19 protein-coding genes are annotated in these 18,659 nt (G+C 49.2%); 10 read left to right on the top strand and 9 right to left on the bottom strand.

The features are described 5' to 3' along the window. The first annotated feature begins 79 nt into the window (after window positions 1–79). Both EA392_03655 and ggt read left to right on the top strand, forming a co-directional pair. Window positions 80–1,216 carry a GAF domain-containing protein gene (locus tag EA392_03655; GenBank protein ID TVR40514.1) on the top strand — a complete coding sequence of 379 codons (1,137 nt, stop codon included), beginning with the start codon at window positions 80–82 and terminating at the stop codon, window positions 1,214–1,216. Window positions 1,217–1,219: 3 nt separating this feature from the next. Then, a complete protein-coding gene (ggt, locus tag EA392_03660) occupies window positions 1,220–2,926 on the top strand; it encodes a gamma-glutamyltransferase (GenBank protein ID TVR40515.1) in 1,707 nt (568 codons plus the stop codon). A gap of 25 nt (window positions 2,927–2,951) precedes the next feature. Here the strand turns inward: ggt and EA392_03665 are convergent, their stop codons facing one another. From EA392_03665 to EA392_03685, 5 genes are all read right to left on the bottom strand, one after another. Then, a complete protein-coding gene (locus EA392_03665; protein ID TVR40516.1) occupies window positions 2,952–3,362 on the bottom strand; it encodes a CBS domain-containing protein in 411 nt (136 codons plus the stop codon). Between the two features lie 21 nt (window positions 3,363–3,383). Then, on the bottom strand, window positions 3,384–3,731 hold the full coding sequence (locus EA392_03670; GenBank protein ID TVR40517.1) for a P-II family nitrogen regulator: 348 nt from the start codon (window positions 3,729–3,731) through the stop codon (window positions 3,384–3,386). Window positions 3,732–3,733: 2 nt separating this feature from the next. Next, complete coding sequence (locus EA392_03675) at window positions 3,734–4,492, bottom strand: DUF1538 domain-containing protein (GenBank protein ID TVR40518.1); 759 nt, start codon at window positions 4,490–4,492, stop codon at window positions 3,734–3,736. A gap of 36 nt (window positions 4,493–4,528) precedes the next feature. Next, window positions 4,529–5,218: a DUF1538 domain-containing protein gene (locus EA392_03680; GenBank protein TVR40519.1), complete on the bottom strand. Its 690-nt coding sequence runs from the start codon at window positions 5,216–5,218 to the stop codon at window positions 4,529–4,531. 169 nt (window positions 5,219–5,387) lie between these two features. Beyond that, window positions 5,388–5,879: a hypothetical protein gene (locus EA392_03685; protein TVR40520.1), complete on the bottom strand. Its 492-nt coding sequence runs from the start codon at window positions 5,877–5,879 to the stop codon at window positions 5,388–5,390. A 94-nt stretch (window positions 5,880–5,973) separates the two neighbouring features. Between EA392_03685 and EA392_03690 the strand changes: the two genes are divergently transcribed. The 7 genes from EA392_03690 to EA392_03720 all read left to right on the top strand — a co-directional run bounded on the left by EA392_03690 (window position 5,974) and on the right by EA392_03720 (window position 14,272). Then, a complete protein-coding gene (locus tag EA392_03690; GenBank protein TVR40521.1) occupies window positions 5,974–7,137 on the top strand; it encodes a 5-(carboxyamino)imidazole ribonucleotide synthase in 1,164 nt (387 codons plus the stop codon). An 8-nt stretch (window positions 7,138–7,145) separates the two neighbouring features. Further along, complete coding sequence (gene purE / locus EA392_03695; protein TVR40522.1) at window positions 7,146–7,631, top strand: 5-(carboxyamino)imidazole ribonucleotide mutase; 486 nt, start codon at window positions 7,146–7,148, stop codon at window positions 7,629–7,631. 73 nt (window positions 7,632–7,704) lie between these two features. Beyond that, window positions 7,705–8,517 carry a hypothetical protein gene (locus tag EA392_03700; GenBank protein TVR40523.1) on the top strand — a complete coding sequence of 271 codons (813 nt, stop codon included), beginning with the start codon at window positions 7,705–7,707 and terminating at the stop codon, window positions 8,515–8,517. A gap of 1 nt (window position 8,518) precedes the next feature. Continuing rightward, a complete protein-coding gene (locus EA392_03705) occupies window positions 8,519–10,654 on the top strand; it encodes a helix-hairpin-helix domain-containing protein (protein ID TVR40524.1) in 2,136 nt (711 codons plus the stop codon). 86 nt (window positions 10,655–10,740) lie between these two features. Further along, window positions 10,741–12,213, top strand: a complete 1,473-nt coding sequence (locus EA392_03710; protein ID TVR40525.1) for an arginine decarboxylase — start codon at window positions 10,741–10,743, stop codon at window positions 12,211–12,213. Further along, window positions 12,210–13,181 carry a deoxyhypusine synthase gene (locus EA392_03715; protein TVR40526.1) on the top strand — a complete coding sequence of 324 codons (972 nt, stop codon included), beginning with the start codon at window positions 12,210–12,212 and terminating at the stop codon, window positions 13,179–13,181. The genes EA392_03710 and EA392_03715 overlap by 4 nt, the downstream gene beginning before the upstream one ends. Before the next feature lie 479 nt (window positions 13,182–13,660). Next, the gene (locus EA392_03720) at window positions 13,661–14,272 is read left to right on the top strand and encodes a DNA-3-methyladenine glycosylase 2 family protein (protein TVR40527.1); all 612 of its coding nucleotides are present in this window, start codon (window positions 13,661–13,663) and stop codon (window positions 14,270–14,272) included. A gap of 3 nt (window positions 14,273–14,275) precedes the next feature. Here EA392_03720 and EA392_03725 read toward each other — a convergent pair whose 3' ends face one another. The 3 genes from EA392_03725 to EA392_03735 all read right to left on the bottom strand — a co-directional run bounded on the left by EA392_03725 (window position 14,276) and on the right by EA392_03735 (window position 15,597). Next, window positions 14,276–14,473 carry a hypothetical protein gene (locus EA392_03725; GenBank protein ID TVR40528.1) on the bottom strand — a complete coding sequence of 66 codons (198 nt, stop codon included), beginning with the start codon at window positions 14,471–14,473 and terminating at the stop codon, window positions 14,276–14,278. Further along, complete coding sequence (locus EA392_03730) at window positions 14,470–15,090, bottom strand: CPBP family intramembrane metalloprotease (GenBank protein TVR40529.1); 621 nt, start codon at window positions 15,088–15,090, stop codon at window positions 14,470–14,472. Before EA392_03730 ends, EA392_03725 begins: the two co-directional genes overlap by 4 nt. 93 nt (window positions 15,091–15,183) lie before the next feature. After that, on the bottom strand, window positions 15,184–15,597 hold the full coding sequence (locus EA392_03735) for a hypothetical protein (protein ID TVR40530.1): 414 nt from the start codon (window positions 15,595–15,597) through the stop codon (window positions 15,184–15,186). A 99-nt stretch (window positions 15,598–15,696) separates the two neighbouring features. Between EA392_03735 and EA392_03740 the strand changes: the two genes are divergently transcribed. Continuing rightward, the gene (locus EA392_03740) at window positions 15,697–16,251 is read left to right on the top strand and encodes a DUF4168 domain-containing protein (protein ID TVR40531.1); all 555 of its coding nucleotides are present in this window, start codon (window positions 15,697–15,699) and stop codon (window positions 16,249–16,251) included. A gap of 72 nt (window positions 16,252–16,323) precedes the next feature. Here the strand turns inward: EA392_03740 and EA392_03745 are convergent, their stop codons facing one another. Continuing rightward, on the bottom strand, window positions 16,324–18,624 hold the full coding sequence (locus tag EA392_03745; GenBank protein ID TVR40532.1) for a TonB-dependent receptor: 2,301 nt from the start codon (window positions 18,622–18,624) through the stop codon (window positions 16,324–16,326). Window positions 18,625–18,659 lie beyond the last annotated feature (35 nt).

The raw sequence follows: 18,659 nt of genomic DNA on the forward strand, positions 1-18,659 counted from the left end.
GTATAATGCAACTATTTTTTTGATTTCAATTTGGTAATCACGACATTTACCCTTAACTTTTCCAGCCAATTACAGGCCCATGACCTCTCAGTACGCCCATACCATCGAGGCTCTATCCAGCAATGAGCGGCTTTTTACCATGCCCGTTGACAAAATTATGGCTGACCTTGGTAAACATCTGGCGGAGTGTTTAGAAGTATCGCGCGTAAACATCTGGCTGTTTAATGACCCTGAAAACTCCATTGACTGCATTGGTCACTACGATGCCCGGACTGGAGAGTTTTCGAAAGGAGACCGATTGTTTATGGGCAATATCCCTTCCTACTACAAGCACCTCAAGTCAAACAAAGCAATTGTTATTGAAGATGTCGAAACGAGTCCTGTAACATCAGAAATCAGGGATGGATATTGTGCCGAGCACGGTGTTACGGCATTACTCGATGTACCCATCAGAATGCAGGGGCGCTTGCGTGGCGTGTTGTGCTATGAGCATACCCAAGGCCCCAGAAAATGGAAAGAAGGTGAGATAGAGTTTGCCTTGTCTGTAAATCAAGTGGTTTCGCTGGCCCTCGAAACAGTGAAGCGTCGCTCCATTCAACAAGAACTGATGGAAGTGCTCAAGGAAAAAGAGCTGTTGATGAAAGAAATGCACCACCGCATCAAAAACAACCTGAGCGTGCTGGTGAGTCTGCTGCGGATGCAGGGTCGGGATAGCGAAAACCCAGAAGTACAGAGTATTCTAAGCGAATGCGAAGGTCGCATCCACTCCATGGCGCGGGTGCATGAGCAATTGTACCATTCAGGCAATTATATCAAGGTGCGGCTCGATGAATACCTCGCCAACCTGGTAAACGAGTTTAAAGATAGCATAGGTCGAATGGGCCAACACATTGAAATCAAATATGAACTCGAACCTTCATCCATAGAAACAGCGCGAGCCATAGACCTTGGGTTGATACTCATGGAAATCCTCAATAACGCATTTAAGCATGCCTTTAGGCCAGGCGATACAGGGAACCAGATTCTGGTAACTCTGGAGTCGGCAGGTGATGAACTAAGGCTTACCATAGCCGACAACGGCGTGGGGTTTGACCCGCGTTCTGTTTCGGTAAAATCACTGGGCATATCGCTTATCGAAGACCTCTCCGAACAAATCAATGCTCGTCTGGAAGTTCAGTCGCAATCCTCAGGAACCACCCATACGCTTTATATTTAGCGCATGCGATTGACCCGTGCCTTGTTGGTTTGCAGCGCACTTTTTTGGCTGGCCTGCGAATCACACTTACAGCCTGAAAACCATGTTCAAAGCGGTGCTGTTTCCACTGCGCATCCCCTTGCCACCGAGGTAGGCATCGACATCCTGCGCAAAGGAGGAAATGCCTTTGACGCGGCTGTGGCCGCGCATTACGCGCTTGCGGTGGTATATCCCGTGGCCGGAAACATTGGAGGCGGTGGCTTTGCTGTTTTCAGCACGGAACAGGGCGAAATGCGTGCGTTGGATTTCCGTGAAACCGCACCGGCAGCCGCTCATCGCAACGCCTTCCTCGATTCTTCGGGAATCTTAATGGAAGGTGCATCCCTGTTGGGGCACCGGGCAGTAGGAGTGCCCGGCTCTGTGGCGGGTATGGAATTGTTGCACAATGAGTACGGCGTGCTTCCTTTCAAAGAGGTGATTCAGCCAGCCATTGATCTTGCCCGCGAGGGGTTTTTACTCACGCCTTTCGGCGCAGATCGACTCAATCGCGCCCATGACGATATAGCCCTTGCCAATAACCACCACCCATGGCTTGTGCGTGATACGTCATGGCGCGAAGGAGAGCGTATCTATTTTAGTGATTTGGCCACCGTGCTTGAACGCATCCGCGAGCTTGGTCAGGCTGATTTTTACGAAGGTGAAACCGCAAATTTGATGGTGCGTGAAATGCAGAACGGAGGCGGTTGGATGACCCATGAGGACTTGAAAAACTATCGTCCTGTATGGCGCGAGCCAGTATCATTCCGCTACCGAAACCACGATGTGTACAGCATGCCGCCCCCAAGCAGCGGAGGTATTGCATTGGCGCAGTTGCTGATGGGAGGGTTACATTTTCCGTGGGACAGTCTTGGTCCGCACTCTGCCATGTCTATTCACCTCAAATCCGAACTGGCGCGCAGGGTGTATGCGGATCGTGCAACACATCTTGGCGACCCCGATTTTTATCCTGTTCCGGTGGATATGCTGCTCGATTCCCTGTATCTGAACGAACGGATGCGAAGTATTAACCCTGAGCGGGCCACCCCATCTTCGGATATCAAGGAGGGAGAAGTTATGCGTATTGAGAGTTTTGAAACCACACACCTGTCTGTAATAGACAACCGCGGAAACGCAGTAGCCATCACTACAACGCTCAACAGCTATTTCGGAAGTAAGGTTGTGGTAGAGGGAGGAGGGTTTTTTCTGAACAACGAAATGGACGATTTTAGCATACAGCCAGGAGTACCCAACCAGTTTGGGCTGGTTGGCGGCGACGCCAATGCCATTGAACCAGGCAAAAGAATGCTGAGCAGTATGAGTCCAACCATTGTTACGAAAAACGGAAAAGTGCGATGGGTGTTGGGCACACCGGGCGGCTCAACCATCATTACGAATGTGTACCAGGTCTTGCAGAATCTGATAGATCATGGAATGGATCTTCAGTCGGCTGTGAATGCCCCGAAAATGCATGCACAGTGGCTGCCAGATGAAATCATCCTGGAAAGAAGACTTGCGGATTCGGCTTTGATTCGGGAACTTGAAAAAACAGGACATCAGGTGCGCATCATTCAGCAAATAGGGCGTTTCAACGCCGTGGGGGTGAAGCCCAACGGGAAATTTGAAGCCGCGGCAGATACCTCCCGAACCGGTGATGCCACGGGTGTTGTATTCCGTTCGGAACACGGGTATTAACGCAGCCTCTATCCGCTTAGGGGGGTTAAAACATCGCCTCCTCCAGAATTAGGTGGGCGAAAGAAATCATCCCAACCTTTTCGTCATTCTCGATGACCGGAGCTCTCCTAATGCCGGTTCGCACCATCAGACGCACCACGTAGCGAATATCCATGTCGGCCGGAACGGTAATCACCGGCTTGGTCATGATTTCGTAGATGTTTACTGAATCGGGCGATCGGTCAGGAAGCACCACTCCGCGGATGAGATCCTGCACGGCTACAATACCGAATGCATCGTCAGCATGTCGCTTCTTCACAACGAGTACGTCCACTTTTTCGCGGCGCATCAAATCGGCGGCCTCGCGGGCGGTTGCCATTCCGTCAATAAATACTACGCGTTTGGACATTACATCACGGGCGCGTGTAATCTTTTGGTTAGGGTCATTTGAGTACATGGTCAACTAGTTTTATGAATGCTACAAATACTGGTCGCGTGCCTGGTCTTTAAATTTGTCAATCTGATCGGCAATACCTACCACTTCATCCACGGGTAGTGTAAGTGCCATGCCTACACCTGGTTCGCGAATGTTACAATGCTTTTCGAAGGCTTCAAAAATGCGACGCACGCAATGCTCTTCCACCAGAAACAGCACCACATCGGTAGGCCCTTCAATGGTGAGGCCGAAAAAAGTTTTCCGGTCTTCGCCGCCAATACCGCGGCCGGGGATAATGGTGGCGCCGGTAGCACCGGCTTCTTTTGCTGTGTCAATGACCTTTTCGGTGAGGTCTTTTTTTACGGTAACAACGATGAGTTTAAAACGCATAGCTAATTGCTTTTAGGAGTTGTAGTTGATGTCCAATGTTTAAATTGAATGTATCCAAGTGTAGTAATAATCGGAAACATACAGGCCATGGCTATTAATCCAAAGCCATCAAGTGCGGGGTTTCTGCCCGGAATTGCTCCGGAAAGCCCCAGGCCAAGTGCAACGATAATCGGAACAGTTACCGTAGATGTGGTTACGCCTCCCGAGTCATAGGCCAGAGCAACAAGCCTTTTGGGGGTCACAATGGTTTGAAGAATAACAATCACATAGCCTCCCAGAATAAAATAATAGGCCGGAATGCCCACAGCAATTCGGAATGTTCCAAGTGCCATCGCTACTGCCACACCTGAAGCAACGGAAAGGCGAAGACCCCACCGACCGATGTGCCCGGCAGAAACCTGATTGGCTTTTATGGCCACAGCAATCAGGGATGGTTCAGCAACTGAGGTTGCGAAGCCAATGGTGGCAGCAAAAATGTAAATCCAGAAATAAGATTTCCAGGTTGCCTCCTCAGCGCGCTCTATACCAATAAAATCGGGTGCTGAGAGCTGTTGGGCCATCATTTCGCCCAGAGGAAAAAGGGCCTTTTCGAGTCCCACCAGAAAAAAGGTCAAACCCAGAACCACATACACACCCCCAATAAGCACGTTTTTAAGGTTGGGAAAAGGCTCTTTAAGCACAAAAAGCTGAAAAAACACCACCAACAAAGCAATGGGCGTTACATCCATCAGTGTATCCAGCAAACTGTTCAGAAAGTCCATGTGGTACAAATTAGTATGTGGAACAAAATGAACATCTCAGAACAAAATCAGCCCGTACAGCATAACAAACATCATAGGCGCAATTGAGGCGAAGGCAATCAATCCAAAACCATCTACCATAGGGCTTCTGCCGCGAATACTTGAGGCCAGGCCAACGCCAAGCGCCGTTACCAGCGGCACCGTGATGGTTGAGGTAGTCACGCCACCGGCGTCGTAAGCAATGCCAATAATTTCTTTGGGAGCTATCAGGGTAATCAGCATCACCAAAACGTAACCGCCTATAATCAGGTAGTAAATAGGCCAGCCTTTGAGGATCCGCAATACGCCAATCAAAATGGCAAAACCAACCGAGAGCGCAACTGAAAATCGCAAACCAAAGGCATAGGAACGCATCGCTTCATCAGTCGTTCCTATTAGCTTGGCCTCAGCAGCCACGCGCGCCGCCTCGTCGGCAACCGCAATCAATGCGGGCTCTGCAATGGTGGTTGCGAAACCCAGAAAAAATGAGAAAATCAGTAGCCAAAACAGGCTTCCTTTTCTAGTGAGCGCTACCGCCATCGCTTCGCCGATGGGAAACAACCCCATTTCCAAACCTTGTACAAACAACATCAGCCCCACAATAACGAGCAAGCTGCCGAAAATGACATTTCCTACTTCGGGCAGGGGTTGTTGGATGACCAGCAACTGAAAAACGGCAACCACAAGGATAATGGGTGCAAGATCCATCACCGATTGCCAAAGTTTCTGCCCGACAAACCGAATCAACCGAACCGATTGGGTGTATTTATGAGATATATTCAAAGTGAATCGCGGTTGAGAAACAATGTTGCGGACAAAGATAGCATTGCACCTCGCTTCTGAGAAAAGGACTGAAATGGTAGGTGCAGCGAATTAGTCACTCGGAGATTTGCTCGTCTTTGCAGGCCTCATAACGAGCGGCTACCTCAGCATCATCAAGCTCAAAATCTGGAAATTTATTAGCCTCCTTTACAAAGGTGTTGGTGTAATCAATCAGTGCGTGGCAGTCGCCTTCGAGGGCGGCAATCACGCCAAGGTTCCAAAGGGCGCCGATATCTTTATGTTCGCGCCACGCTTCGTCAAACATAGATTTTGAAACTTCAAGGTCTTTCGGATTTCCCCAATACGCAAAGCGAAGATAATAGGTCCAGCCGCGATGGTACAAAAACTCGCCTCTGGTACCGGCCACTTCAAGGTTGTTTAGTGAATCCAGCAGTTGCTGATTGAAAAGCACATCGCTGGTGTCAGTCGCTCCGCACGACGACCGGTACAAATGTGCAAAATCAGCATAATTCAAAGACCGGGAAGTACTCTGATGCACCAGCGACATCAAGCACGCAATAGCCGGAATTACAAACAATTTTTTCACAGAAGACGAAGGTACATTTTTGCTTTTAGGAGCGGATCATATACCGGAGGGCACATAACAAGGCTGTCGTTCTGTTTAGGTATCTTTGCCCACCATGAAACCAGCCTACAATTCAGAATTCAAGCTTGGCGTGCTGGGCGGCGGACAGCTCGGGCGCATGCTTTTACAGGAAGCCATCAACCTGGATGTGCGTATGTTTTTTCTCGACCCCGACGCGAAAGCCCCGTGCCACCAGATTGGCCATGGTTTTACCCACGGCAGCTTTAACGACTACGACACCGTGATGGCATTTGGCAAGGACAAGGATGTTCTTACCATCGAGATAGAGCACGTAAACGCAAACGCACTCGAAGAGCTTGAGCAGCGCGGTGTTCGGGTTTATCCGCAGCCGGCTGTGGTAAGACTGATTCAGGACAAGGGTTTGCAAAAGCAATTCTACGCCGACCACAACCTACCAACCGCACCCTTTGATTTGGTAGCGAACGCTGAAGAAGTCCTCGGCCGCGCCAACCAGTTTCCGATTGTTCAAAAACTGCGCACAGGTGGCTATGATGGCCGCGGAGTGCAGATACTGCGGAACGCCGAAGATAAACATTTGATGTTTGACGCGCCCTCTGTGCTTGAAGAACTTGTGGACTTTGAGCAGGAAATCTCTGTGATTGCCGCGCGAAATGAAGCCGGTGAAGTAAAGTGTTTTCCGGCAGTGGGGATGTCCTTTAACGAAGAAGCCAATCTGGTAGAATTTCTTTATGCCCCGGCGGATATCCCCGCAGCGTTGGAGCAGGAGGCGCAGTCTCTTGCCGCACGCGTTATCGAGGCCCTGGGTATGGTGGGCTTGCTGGCGTTAGAGATGTTCGTAACCCGCGACGGAAAGCTTCTGATTAACGAAATGGCACCTCGTCCGCATAACAGCGGTCACCATACGATTGAGGCCAATATCACCTCGCAATATGCCCAGCACCTCAGATCCATTTTGGGTATGCCTTTGGGCGATACAACGCTCCGCCAACCGGCGGTTATGCTCAACCTGCTGGGTGAAAAAGGCCACACCGGTCCTGTGCACTACGAGAACCTCAACGAAGTACTGGCCATGCCGGGTACCTTTGTGCACCTTTACGGAAAAACCACCACCAAGCCATTTCGCAAAATGGGCCATGTTACAGTGGTTGCCGAAAGTGCAGAAGAAGCCCGCAATCAAGCCAAAAAAATTCAACAACTCCTGCGAGTGGTGAGCAAAGTCGCCGTGAGCAGCCAATAACGATAAAGATGGTTGGAATCATTATGGGAAGCCAGTCGGACCTGCCTGTTATGCAAGAGGCAGCCGATGTTTTGAAATCACTGGGTGTGAAACACGAAATAACCGTGGTATCGGCGCACCGAACCCCGGAACGTATGTTTGAATACGCTCAGCAGGCTTCAGGTCGCGGTATTCAGGTGATTATTGCGGGTGCTGGTGGCGCTGCCCATTTACCGGGCATGACAGCGAGCATTACCGCCCTGCCGGTGATTGGTGTTCCCATCAAATCGCGCAATTCCATTGATGGATGGGATTCTGTGCTTTCCATTTTGCAAATGCCCGCCGGTGTACCCGTAGCCACCGTGGCACTCAACGGAGGCCGCAACGCAGGAATTCTCGCCGCTCAAATTCTCGCCGCCTCGGATCAAGCACTGCTCAAACGCATCGAAGCGTTCAAAGAAGAGCTCAAGGAAAAGGTGCTTATATCGGCGCGAAACCTCGAGGGAAAGCAGTAGTTGCAGGATTTCGAAAAAGTAACTTACCACAAAGCTTCATTTACAACAATGTTTGTACTTTGGTCGGTGAACCATGAGAACACCTGTTGCCATTGTATTGCTGCTATTTCCCCTTTGGCTGAAGGCTGGAAATGAAAATCTTCCCGTTGGAGCGCGATCTTCTGCCATCGGACATGCTTCAGTGAATTTGCAGGATATTTGGGCTGCCCACCACAACCAGGCAGGTCTCGCCAACCTCGAAAAAATTGGTGGCGGAATCTATTACGAGAGCCGGTTCACGATGCGAGAGCTGAGTTTGAGAGGGGGACTTGCCGCACTTCCTACCGACATCGGAACCTTTGCCGTGAGTGTCACAACCTTTGGATACGAGCTTTACAACGAGTCTAAATTCGGACTTGCCTACGCCATGCCTCTGAGCGACAATCTCCGAATGGGGGTGCAACTCAACTACCACCACACGCACATTGCTGAGGGCATTGGCAATCTGAGCCACTTTACCGGAGAAATTGGCCTACAGGCCGATATAACCGATGAGCTGAGCATTGGAGCACATGTTTTCAATCCTACCCTTACACAAATGGCAGAGTACAACAACGAGAGAATTCCAACTGCCATCAGACTGGGAGCCCAATATCAGTTCAACGAAAACTTTTTTTTGGCTGTTGAAGGCTTTCAAAACATCTACGATCGTCCCTCCATGCGCATCGGAATGGAATACCATGTGATTGAACAACTCTACCTGCGCGGTGGCGTGGGAACCACACCCACTCTGGCAAGTTTTGGTTTTGGCCTCAAACTCAAAAACCTGTTTATTGACCTGGCGAGCAGCTATCACAGTACGCTGGGTTTCAGCCCACAGGTTAGCCTTAGCTACAATATGTTCTGACATGAGGCGCGCTGGGTTCATAGCACTGGCCGTTTTGCTGACGGGGCTGGTCAAAGCGCAGGACCCCTTTGAAAAGCTCGATAAAAGTGCCATCATTGAGCAACGCGTAGAGTTTATTTCTGAAAGCCTCACCGAAGAAACCCAGGTTGACTATGCTGAGCTGTTCGATGACCTGTGGTTGTTTATGGACAACCCCATCAACCTCAATAAAGCCACCCTCGATGATTTCAGCCGGCTTTACCTGCTTACCGACATCCAAATCAATAATCTGTATGCGCACATTGCACGCTTTGGCGACCTGCTCAACATTTACGAATTACAGGTGGTTCCGGGTTTTGATCCCCAGACTATCAAGCTTATAGCGCCTTTCATAACCGTGCGTGAACGAGGTGAATTACGCGCCACCCCGCTGAAGAAAATGTTGAAAGAGGGCCAGCACGACATGATTGTGCGGTACCGACGCATTCTGGAGGAACAGCGCGGTTATTCAGACATCACGGAAGAGGAGTTGGAGCAAAACCCCAATGCCCGTTATCTGGGAAGTCCTGACCATCTATATGCACGTTACCGCTATACCTATGGCAACAAATTGTCCTATGGATTTGTAGCCGAAAAAGACCCGGGCGAAGAGTTTTTTCGGGGTTCACAGGCGCCCAATCTCAATCCGCGTGAGTTCCGGTCAGGTTTTGATTTTTTGAGCGGACATGTATTTCTCAACAATCAAAAGGGAACCGTGCGCAAACTCGCTATCGGCGATTATCAGGCGCAATTCGGACAAGGACTTACCTTTTGGAGTGGATTTGCCTTTTCTAACAAATCGGCCTTTTCGCTCAACATAAAACGCAGTGCCCGTGGATTGTCTCCCTATACCGGGGTAAACGAAAACCTCTTTATGCGCGGCGCCGCGGCAACCATCGGGTTCGGAAAGGTAGAAATAACACCCTTTGTATCTTACAAGGGTATTGACGCCTCTGTTATCCAAACACCTGATACACTTTCTGAAGGTGAAAGTCTTGTTGCCATCTCAGCCTTTCAGCAATCCGGATTTCACCGTACCCCTCGCGAGCTGGCCGGACGCCGTGCTGTTAACGAACTCATCACCGGTACAAATGTGGCATACCGTGCAAAGAACCTCCAAATTGGCCTTACCGGAGCACGCGTTGCTTACGACGGAATGGTTGATAGAAACCTGCAGATTTACAATCAGTTTGATCTTAATACCAACGAAAATGTAAACGTGGGGCTGGATTACAACTACGTTTGGCGAAACATCAACTTTTTTGGTGAGGCTGCCGTGAGTCAAAACGGTGGCAAAGCCATGCTGAACGGGGCCATGATCGCCATTGACCCGCGCGTATCGCTCTCGGTTTTACACCGAACCTATGAGCGCAATTACCAGAATAATTTTGCCACGGCAATCGGAGAATCCACCCGAAACGCAAACGAAAACGGTATTTACATGGGCCTGGAAATTAACCCAAACCGCCGTTGGCGTATCAATGCCTTTTTTGACCAGTTCTGGTTTCCGTGGTTGAGATACCAGGTAGACCAGCCCTCCACCAGCGGAGTTGACCATCTGCTTCAGGTGACCTATCGGCCCTCACGCCGGCTTCAAATGTACGCCCGATGGAGACGCCGGGTAAGACCGCGCAATGCACCACTGGACGTGCCCATCCGTTTTGCTGAAGAAACTGAACTGCACAACGGACGTGTTGATCTGGTATACCAGGTTACCGATGCGATTAAAATCAGATCGAGGTTGGAGCTCTCTCATTTTCAGCGTGAAGAACTGGAGCCCGAGCGAGGCGTAATGCTATACCAGGACGTGATTTACAAGAAGTTGAATTCTCCGCTCACCCTCTCATTGCGATATGCCATCTTTAATGCAGAATCTTGGAATGCAAGAATGTATGCTTTCGAAAGCCAGGTGTTGTACTTCTACGCCATCCCGCCCTACCAGGGGCGCGGTAGCAGAATGTATTGTTTGGCGCAATACAAGCTAACCCGCGGCATCGATATCTGGCTGCGCTATGCCGTGTGGTTTTATACCGACCGCGATCAGATTGGAACCGGACTGGAGCAAATCAACGGCTCTACAAGGTCGGAAGTGATTGCACAAGTCAGGTTTAAGTTTTAATCACAACCCTTCACCCGAAAAGGTGATTTCGAAACCTGAAAAAAGCATTTCCTTTGCAATCCTTATATTCCACTCAAAAACGCGTCATGAAAATAAAGTACTCCGATCTCATCAATCAAACCTTCGATTTTCCGCAGGAGGAATTTGAACTGGTTGACGGTCACCTCGAGTTTCACGGCATACCGCTTTACGAAATGGTAGAGAAATACGGCTCACCGCTGAAATTTAACTATTTGCCCAAAATAACCGAAAACATTCAGTTGGCTTTGGGGTGGTTCAAAGAGGCCATGATGCGCAACCACTACAAGGGGAAGTACTACTACTGCTACTGTACCAAGAGCTCACATTTCAGTTTTGTGATTGACGAGGTGCTGAAGAACAATGTGCATCTTGAGGCTTCGTCGGCTTTTGATATGGACATCTTTCGGAACCTGTTTTTGCAGGGCAAAATCAACAAGTCAAAGCATATATCCTGCAATGGTTTTAAACCGGCTGCCTACCTCGATAAGATTGCCGACCTGGTGAACGACGGCTTCGAAAACGTGGTTCCCATTATTGATAATGAATGGGAAGTGTTTGAACTGCTCAATCGCATTGAGGGTAATTTCAAAATGGGAATACGTATTGCGTCAGAAGAGGAGCCCAAGTTTGAATTCTATACCAGCCGATTGGGAATCAAGTATAAGGATATTGTTCCGCTCTACAGAAATCATTTGAGCAAGGAGCCGCGCATTAAGCTGGAAATGCTCCACTTTTTTGTGAACACCGGCATTCGCGATACAGCCTACTACTGGAGCGAGTTGAACAAGTGCCTGCAGGTGTATTGCCAGTTGAAAAAAGTTTGTCCCGATTTAAAGGCCCTGAACATCGGAGGGGGTTTTCCTATCAAGAACTCACTCGCCTATGAGTTTGACTATCAATACATGGCTGAGGAAATCATCTTTCAAATTAAGTCCGTTTGTGAAGCAGAAGGTGTACCTGAGCCCGATATCTACACTGAGTTTGGCTCGTTTACCGTGGGTGAAAGCGGAGGTGCCATATTTTCGGTGATGAAGCAAAAGCAGCAGAACGACAAGGAAAAATGGTCGATGATTGACAGCTCGTTCATGACCACCCTGCCTGATTCGTGGGCCATCAGCAAGCGCTTTGTGATGCTTCCCATTAACCGGTGGGATAAAGAATATGAGCGTGTGCTGCTTGGCGGAATGACTTGCGACAGTGATGATTACTACAACAGTGAGCAGCACAGCAACGCGATTTTTCTGCCCAAGTTCGACCCCCGCCAGCGGCAGTACATTGGTTTCTTTAACACAGGAGCCTATCAGGACAGTTTGGGTGGATTTGGCGGTTTGCAGCACTGCCTGCTTCCTTGCCCCAAGCATATTGTGATTGACCGCGATGAGGACGACAACCTGACCTACACAGTGTTTGCCGAAGAACAAAGCTCTGACCAAATGTTGAGGCTGCTTGGCTATCCTGTAGATAAGCATCCCGAAAAAATCAACGGAAAGGCAAAACCTGCCCCCAGAAAACGAACGACAAAAACCAAAACGGCATGAGTAAGCCCATTTCAGAATTCATCGAAAATCATTTTCTACACTTTAACGCGGCGGCGCTTGTTGACGCGTCGAAAGGTTATGTTGCCCACCTCGAAAAAGGAGGCAAAATGATGGTAACCCTGGCCGGTGCTATGAGCACCGCCGAATTGGGAAAAGTACTCGCCGAAATGATTAGACAGGGCAAGGTTGATATTATTTCGTGCACCGGTGCCAACCTCGAAGAAGACCTCATGAACCTGGTTGCGCACAGCCACTACGAGCGCGTACCCAACTATCGCGACCTTACCCCGCAGGACGAATGGGATTTGTTGGAAAAGGGCCTCAACCGTGTAACCGACACCTGCATTCCCGAAGAGGAAGCCTTCAGAAGATTGCAAAAACACATTCACGAAATCTGGAAAAAAGCCGATGACGCCGGCGAGCGCTACTTTCCGCACGAATACATGTACAAAATGTTGCTATCGGGTGTTTTGGAGCAGTACTACGAAATAGATCCAAAAAACTCGTGGATGCTTGCTGCCGCCGAGAAAAACCTGCCCATAGTGGTACCCGGTTGGGAAGACAGCACCATGGGAAACATCTTCGCGTCATACTGCATCAAGGGCGAGTTGAAGCCCTCCACGATGAAATCGGGTATTGAGTACATGACTTTTCTGGCCGATTGGTACGTGAAAAACAGCGGTGGTGCCGGTGTGGGTTTTTACCAGATTGGCGGTGGTATTGCAGGCGATTTCCCGATTTGCGTGGTGCCCATGTTGTACCAGGATATGGAAATGGAAGATATTCCGTTTTGGGCCTATTTCTGCCAGATTTCCGACTCAACCACCAGCTATGGCTCTTACTCGGGCGCGGTGCCCAATGAAAAAATCACCTGGGGTAAGCTCGATATCCACACACCCAAGTACATCATTGAAAGCGACGCCACCATCGTGGCGCCGCTGATGTTTGCGTGGATTTTGGGGTGGTAGGACTTTGTGCTGCATCGGGTAAGCAAGAAACTGAAGCTCGACCCGCCATTTCCTGTTAAGCGCAGAGATGGTCATGTTTTGGAAACACATCATTTCAAAATCCCAAATTGATATAACCCATAAAAACTGAGCGTTGCGGGTGAAATTCTACCCCATTATGGTTGCACCTTTATCTTGATTGCCTTGTCTTTTGAAATATGACCCTTTCAGTGTCGTTGTCAGAGGGTAATGCGTATTGGTGATTCTGTCGGAGTGATGGATAATGAAATTTTTGCTCATACAATCATGAAAACGGACGTTCGGCGTAGCTTCTCGACACGACACGGCCACACAAGCTCTTTGCTGATTGCAAAAATCAGGGTTAATCAACCAAACCGGTTTAAATGCCTGTTAACATTTAGGCATTGTACTTTTGCCCAACACACCAGGAAGTCACGCTGAACTTCAAAAGCGTTCCCTTGTTGTCTCAAAAATCGCGCATGCGTCAGCACTATACCATAGAAACTACCATCGCCGAAGAACTCGCTATACGCGACGCCCGACTTGCACGCGTAATGGAGCAATGTGGCACTATTACCTTTCCGGTTTATCCGGATCCGTTTTACTCTCTGGTGATGTCAGTTGTGTATCAGCAACTGAGTTTTAAAGGCGCCGAGACCATTTTTAACCGCTTGATTCACGCGGCAGGCTATCCGCTGGAGCCGCAGGTTTTGAGCGAAATGATGGAAGAAGATTTTAGGGGCCTGGGTATATCGCGACAAAAAGCGGGGTATATTCACGACATCTGCCGGCATTTCCTGGCCAACCCCGACCGTTTTCACACCTTGCACCTGCAACCCGACGATGAGGTGATTGCTTCGCTCACCGAAATCAAAGGGATTGGTCTTTGGTCGGCTCAAATGTTTTTAATGTTTACGCTGATTCGCCCGGACGTTTTTCCGGTGGGTGATTTGGGCATCCGCAAAGCCATGCAGCGCCAATTCGGACTGAGTTCAGCTGCGCCCCTGAAAGAGTATTCCGAATATGCAGAGCGGTGGAGCCCCTACCGAAGTTTTGCGTGTCACTTTTTGTGGCACTCGCATGATAAATAGCTGTTAAGCCTGCGGGTTTTGCTCTGCATGCTTCTCAATGTAGCTCTGCATGCTGTGAATCCACTCCTGTTCGTCGGCGCTCAATTGAGGTTTCTCCTTCAAGCAATGAAATATGCGGTTAAACAGCCGGATGGCATCGTGGTACTTTTCGCGTTCTTCAACCAGTTGTATGATGGCGCGGTTTGACTGGAATTCGTTCATAGCTGTGGATTTTCGTCTGTGTCGGAAGGTTCGTCTTCGTCGTTCAACGTAAAACCACTGTGTTGGGTTTCAGTTTGTATTTTCGACATCTTTCCGAGCAGCACCACATCTATAGCTGTATGTGCGGCCATGGCTGTGTACAAGCCGAACCACTCTGTTTGGTATCCTATAAGTCCAATCACCAGGGTCATATAAAGGCCGTAAACGAAAACCCTTTTATCCATAGGGTTGAGGTACCCGTGAATGGCCACAAACAACACGGCGGTAATCCAAATTCCGAGGTATGGCTGGATCACCCCACGAAACAAGATTTCTTCACCAATTCCGGCACAAAGCGAGATATACACCACCTGCCATGGTTTTAGGCGAAACTTCCCTATGAATCCGGCGTATTTTTCGCGCAACGGGGTCATCCATGCACTCTGAATCATGCGCCAGGCCATAAAACCCGCTGCTGTTCCAGTTAAAAGACCAATTCCAAGCTGCTGCCAGAGCGGAGAGGTAATCGCAAAGAGCGAATAGAAATCAGGGCCTCCGGCAACGAGCAGAATAATCCAGCCAATGAGCGGAAAACCCAGCAGGGTGAGGGTGGCGAGATGTAGGATATTGTTTCTCATGTGCCGGTCAAAAATAGCTAATCGGGGTAGTGCGAATAAAAAAAACTGCCCCGATTTTGGCGAGGCAGTTTCATTTACAACCAGAAATGGTTTTTACAGCTTTTTAATCTGGTGTTCGCTTACCCATTTGGTGCCAAATACTTTTTTGTCGTACTTAACGTGGTATTTGTTCTCGCCGACCTCAATGATGGTGGCGGGTTCGGGAATCATACCGTATTCAGCTTCAACCCGGTCACCTACCTTAAACTTGGTGAGCGGTGCTTTGGGAGTTTCGGCAGCAGCTTTGGCGTAGTCTTTCAGCCGGTCAATGGTTACCCATTCATCCCATGAATCGCTCCAGCCATCGTAGGTGATGTAGTAGGTTCCTTCGGATGCGTTTACTTTAAGAATGGTGGCATCGTACCAGCTTCCGTTGTGTTCCACTTTTACTTTTTCGTTCACCTTTTGGGCTGATGCGCTCAGTGCGAAAAGGGCCACAAAGGTCATTAGGAGAGTTGATTTTTTCATGATTCAATTGATTTGTTGTTTGGAATTTGACGCTTTCAAAAGTTGTACCAATTTCAATTGTTCGTTAAGCAATGTTAAGAACGGGTTTGCTGCAAGGCAATGAGCCTTCAAAGCGCCAACGATTTTGTAACTTGCACAAAATCCCGAAAAGACAGAATGATCATGACATTGAAAAGTAAGCATTTCATTGGTTCAACGATTGTCGTTGCCCTCACTATTTTTCTTCAAGCAACTTCTTTTGCCCAGGCTTTACCGCAACAGCAACAGCAGGCTCTTCCTCAAACCGATTACTCCGATTCTCAGCTTGAGCGCTTTGTAGATGCCAGCGTGAAAATCAACGAAATTCAGCAAGGAGCACAAGTAGAAATGGTTGAGATTATCGAAGGTCAAGGTCTTGATGTAGAGACGTTCAATGAAATGGCCTCTCAGCAACGCAGTCCCAATCCGGAGGCGATGAGCGTGAGCGACGAAGACAAAATGGCGTTTGGTCAGGCCATGCAGCAGATTCAGGCATTGCAACTGGAACTGCAGCAGGAAATGGAAACAGCCATCATTGCCAGTGATTTGCAATTGGAAGAGTATAACCAGATTATGCAGGCCTATCAGCAAGACCCGGAACTTCAGCAGAAAGTGCATTCCATGATGCAACGGTAGCTCCGAGTATTACACAGCCACTCAACACGGTCATGATGCATTTCCCCACCGTGAGGGAATTCCGTGAATACCCTAAAACTGATATTGAAGATTCAGCATCAGGTTCCTTCCCGGGTGTGTTACGTTAAACGCCCGGAGGATGGAAACGTGATCTACATAGGTTTGGTTGAAAAGGTTTAAAGCCTGCAAGCCAACGCGCACAGAGGATGTTCCTCCCAAATCAAAACGATGGCTTATGGCAATATCTGCCAGTGCATAGCCCGCTGTTCGCTCCTCGCCGAGCCCAGGCAGGTTTTGATCACTCACCATTCTGAGCGTACCTGAAAGTTGAAGTTGCTTTTCTGCGAATGGCATCGTTGAAACCCGAAGTAATGCCCGGTCGGCAGGAATGAAAGTAAGTGGGCGCTCATTTTCCAGGTCGAGGCCTCGCACCAAACTTCCGTGGGCCAGAATTTCGAGACGATTGTTTTGCATAGGGCGATAGCTCAACTGGAATTCACCGCCGTACAGAAAGGCATCCGTTTGCAGAAAAGCCCATATTTCCAAGTTATTGTCATTGGGGGCCGGTTCGCCGGTTCCGGCAAAATACAGGAATTGGTCAACGTAGTTTCCGAAAACCGTGAGTTGTGCATTTACAGGGCCTTTGGAAACATTCCATGCTAAATCGGCCTGTAAACTTTGTTCGCGGTTAAAGGTGGCATCCCCCACTTCAAAGCGGTTGGTTCCGGGGTGCGGACCGTTGGAAAAAAGCTCGGCGAGGTCGGGGGAGCGGAAACCGGTGCTGAGGTTAAGCTTGAACGCCTGGAAAGCCCCAACCGACTGATGAAGTCCCAAAGAACCCGTCCAGCCGCTGAAATACCGACTTAGTTTAGCATCTGCCGGACTTCCTGGAAGCTCATAGCCGTAATCCAGAATATGGGGTGCCGTTGCATCAGCCCTCACTTGCCTGTAATCATAACGCAAACCTCCCTGCAGCAATGTTTTGCCTAATTGGAGGTGCCCCAGGTAGTAAACGCCGATTTCATCATGACGTGCATCTGGTATGAGTATTTCCTCGGCTTCCTCTTTGTTTCTATTGTACAAATGTGAGCCCTGAGCGCCCAGTGTGTTTTCCAGACTTGAGGTTGTGCGATGTGATACGCGTGCGTTGTAGAACATGTGGGTTTGAAACAGACCAAGATCCACCTCGTCGAATTCATCCTCAATTTCCTCTCTGTCGTTGATGTGATAGCTGAAGTGTAGGGTAGTGGTCCAGCGATTGTGCACGGTGCTTTGGCTGTATGACAGGATGTGATCCTGCACTTTTTGAAAAGGTAGTTGCATGGCGCGGTCAAAGCGGGTGGTCGCCAGACTTTCATCGTCGTCCATTTCGTCGTCCTCTATTATGCCCAGTTGCTGGTTGTGGAAGGTGTAGCTCAACTTATTTCGGAAGTTCTTCTTTTTGATTCCGAGGTGAATGCGCCCCGTTTCTGAGCGAAACCTCGAGTTGCCAATCACGCGGTTGTTTCCATCCACATAGTCGGCGTGGTTTTCAATGGCACCATCTGCAGCGATAAAAAATCCATTGTCAAATGACTTGCCCAAGGATACGTATGGCCGATATCCTCCTGATACACTGTTAAAAGTAGCTCCCGCCTGACCGGTAAGTCGGGTGCTTTCCAGATAGCGCTCGTCGTCACGTACCATAATGACCCCGCCAATGGCTCCGGAGCCGTATAAAATGGAAGCGGGACCTTTGATGACCTCTGTGCTTCGCACACCCAAATCATTCACGCCCAAACCGTGGTCAGCACCCCATGCATGATTTTCGAGTTTGTTGCCTTGGTAAATCGTTACTACCCTGGAAAAGCCCAGGCCTCGTATGATGGGCTTTACGATACCGTGCCCCATTTCTGCCCCTGTAATGCCTGGCGCTTCAGTGAGTTGTCCCATTAATCCCGATGGACTCCCTTTGCGCTCAATGACGTCGGCTCTAATGGTTTCCATACTGTATGGCGACCAGTTTTGCAATCCGGTTTGCTCATCCACAATTTCTACCTCGCGCAAGTATTGGTGAGCAGGTTGCAAATGAAAATTGCGCTCAATGGTGCTGCCAGCCGGCACTATGAGCGAATCTGAAAAAGGTGCAAACCCAAGACAGCGAAGTTCAATTTTGTATCGTCCTTCTTCAAGATTATCTAATCGCCATTGACCGTCCTGACCAGAAGTAGCAGAATGATTGCCTGGTTGAAGGGTTACAAAGACGAAAGGCACAGGCTTCCCCTCGCTGAACACAAAACTCCTTATAGTGGATTGCGCTACAGAGTAATTGCCAATAAGCATCAATGCCGCAGTGAGGAATGAAATGGCTGCAGCTGTACATGTTTTCTTCATGATTCTTGCGGTTGGAATTTGTGCAAAGGTAAAAG

Source organism: Cryomorphaceae bacterium, assembly GCA_007695365.1.
In the GTDB taxonomy this organism is placed as follows: Bacteria; Bacteroidota; Bacteroidia; order Flavobacteriales_D; family SKUL01; genus SKUL01.